The sequence below is a fragment of the uncultured Cetobacterium sp. genome (genome assembly GCF_947039425.1).
In the GTDB taxonomy this organism is placed as follows: Bacteria; Fusobacteriota; Fusobacteriia; order Fusobacteriales; family Fusobacteriaceae; genus Cetobacterium_A.
Genome location: NZ_CAMQYW010000244.1, coordinates 1 through 3,013 on the forward strand (window position 1 = coordinate 1; position 3,013 = coordinate 3,013).

Annotated in this window: 3 protein-coding genes; 2 read left to right on the forward strand and 1 reads right to left on the reverse strand. The window is 28.5% G+C overall.

Going from position 1 to position 3,013, the window contains the following annotated elements; all coding sequences use genetic code 11:
• Positions 1-899 (forward strand): sodium/pantothenate symporter (gene panF / locus Q0V09_RS09875; protein ID WP_297489083.1); only part of this gene is annotated, 899 nt, incomplete at its 5' end.
• Positions 900-1,003: 104 nt separating this feature from the next.
• A complete protein-coding gene (locus Q0V09_RS09880; protein ID WP_297404908.1) occupies positions 1,004-1,756 on the forward strand; it encodes a YoaK family protein in 753 nt (250 codons plus the stop codon).
• Positions 1,757-1,786: 30 nt separating this feature from the next.
• On the opposite strand, the gene hcp is transcribed toward Q0V09_RS09880, so the two are convergent.
• The coding region (hcp, locus tag Q0V09_RS09885; protein ID WP_297489085.1) for a hydroxylamine reductase at positions 1,787-3,013 on the reverse strand (1,227 nt) is incomplete at its 5' end.

Genomic DNA, 3,013 nt, shown 5'->3' on the forward strand with positions numbered 1-3,013 from the left:
ATGTTATCCAAGGTGGATTTATGCTTATAGCTGCAGGAATTTTATTCTTTACACTTTTAAAAAATGGAGGTGGAATGGAGAATATTATGAGAACTGTTGGTAAAATAAATCCTGATTTGTTAACACCTAACTCTGGAGGAGCTATTGCAAAACCATTTATTTTGTCCTTTTGGATGTTAGTTGGAATAGCAATTTTAGGTTTACCTGCAACTTCTGTTAGATGTATGGGATTTAAAGACAGTAAATCTATGCATAATGCTATGATTATTGGAACTTCTGTTGTGGGAATTTTAATGCTTATTATGCATTTAATTGGTGTAATGGGAATTGCCATATCTCCAAATTTAGAAATTGGAGATAAAATCATTCCAACTTTAGCAATTGGAAAATTACATCCAATCTTAGCTGGAGTTTTTATTGGAGGTCCTCTTGCTGCAATTATGTCCACTGTTGATTCATTTTTAATTCTTTCTTCTGCTACAATTGTAAAAGATTTATATATTAATTATATAAATCCTAATCCAAAAGATGAAAAAATAAAAAAAATATCACTAATGACCTCTTTAATAATAGGGATTATTGTTTTCATATTCGCCTTAAATCCACCAAAACTTCTTGTTTGGATTAATCTTTTTGCCCTTGCTGGACAAGAAGCTGCATTTTTTTGTCCTATTATTTTTGGCCTTTATTGGAAAAGAGCTAATGCAACAGGTGCACTACTATCTATGATTTTTGGAATTTTATTCTTTTTGTACTTAACAATATTTAAAGTAAACGTTTTTGGAATGCATCACATTGTTCCTGTAATTTCTCTAAATATTTTTATTTTTATTATTGGTTCACTTTTAGGTAAAAAAGTAGATAATGAAACAATTGATACATTTTTTAATTTTGATTAGTTTAAATTCTATTTTTTATTAAATATTCCTTATTGATTTTTTTTTTAATTATTGTAATAATTAAAAAGAGTACTAATAAATAATTTTATTAAGGAAGTGTTTCTATGAAAAATTTATTTGAAAATTTACAGTTTTCACATAGTGAAAAACTAATTTTCCTACATAATTTATTACTTGCTTTATGCTTATCAACTATTGCAGGATGTGTAAATGCCATTGGATTTATTAGTACAGGACATTTTACTACAAGTGTTACTACAAGAGTCACTACTCTTGGTGTTGGAATTGCTGAAAGCTCAAAAAAACTCTTAGAAATGGGAGGTATTTGGTGGTTTCTTTTTCTCGGTGGTGCAATTTTTTCCAATGCTTTTTTTCACTATTTTGCTGCTCGGAACAAAAATCCACACTATGTTTATATGTTTCTACTTTTGGTAGAGGGATTTTTCTTCCTTATCTTAATAATTACAGGTTTTAATGGTAAATTTTCAATTCCAGAATTTTATTATGTAGCTGCACAGTTTTTTGTAATGGGAAGTCAAAATGCACTAGTTACAAAACTATCTGGTGCAATTGTTAGAACTACTCACGTAACTAGTATGACAACTGATTTTGGAATGTCTATAGCTTGGAGATTTTTTTTAAGTAAGGAGATTGATGACAGAAAAAAATGGTTTAAACAAATTTCCATACAAGGAACTGTTATTTTTAGCTTTCTGCTTGGAAGTCTTTTAGGTGGAATTCTATATATATCCATCGCCTTTAATGCCTATATATTTCCTTTATTAATTATTATTATTTTAATAATAGTTGAAAACTATTATATTCGAGCAATTATAAATATTCATGAAGAAATTTAAAAAAGCACTCTAAAGTGCTTTTTTTAATCTCTAATAATCATGTCTATAATATGATTTATCTTCTATGTCCCATAAAAACTTTTCCAAATCTTCATTTGCCGTAGTTATTGTTCCTAGTTGAAATTTTTCAATTAATACTTTTAAAATATTCGGTGATAAAAATGCTGGTATTGTTGGTCCTATATGAATATTTTTAAATCCTAAATATAAAAGACTTAATAATACTAGTACAGCTTTTTGTTCATACCAAGCTATATTAAATGTAATAGGTAATTCATTTACACTGTTTTTTCCTAAAATCTCTTTTAACTTTAAAGCGACTACTGCTAAAGAATAAGAATCATTGCATTGTCCCGCATCTAAAACTCTAGGGATTCCATTAATATCTCCAAGATTTAATTTATTATATCTAAACTTAGCACATCCAGCTGTTAATATTACTGTATCTTTTGGCAATTTCTGTGCAAATTCAGTATAATATTTTCTATCTTGCATTCTAGCATCACATCCTGCCATTACAAAAAAATGTTTTATATCTCCTTCATTTATAGCTTCAAGAACTTTGTCAATAACGTTAAAAATTTGATTATGAGCAAAGCCATTATCTATAAATCCATCTTCTAATTCTTTAGGTGGCTTGCAATTTTTTGCTATATTTATTATTTCAGAAAAATCTTTTTTTTCATCTATATGCTTACACCCATCTAATCCAGCAGAATTTGTAGTGAATACTCTTTCTAAATATTCTGATATAATCCCTCTTGGTGGAACTATACAGTTACTAGTAAATAAAATTGGACCATTAAAATCTTGAAACTCCTTAGTTTGATGCCACCACGAGTCACCATAATTACCAACTAAATTATCATACTTTTTAAAGAAAGGATATGCATGAGCTGGTAACATTTCACAGTGAGTATAAACATCTACCCCTGTCCCTTTTGTTTGATCTAATAAATCCTCTAAATCTTTTAAATCATGACCTGATATTAAAATTCCGGGTTTATCTCTTACTCCTATATTTACTTTTGTAGCCTCTGGATTTCCATACGCTTTTGTATTTGCTAAGTCTAATAACTCCATAGTATCAACACCATATTTTCCAACTTCAATTACCATTTGAAATAACTCTTCTATTCCCAGAGCATCACTATCAACATTGGCTAATGTATGTTCTACAAATTTATAAATATCTACATTTTCTTTCTCTAAATTTCTAGCATGAGCCAGATATGCACATAAACCTTTTAATCCATA

Coding starts and splice junctions, on each gene's coding strand:
- Q0V09_RS09880 (WP_297404908.1), top strand. CDS start 1,004: ATGAAAAATTTATTTGAAAATTTACAGTTTTCACATAGTGAAAAACTA.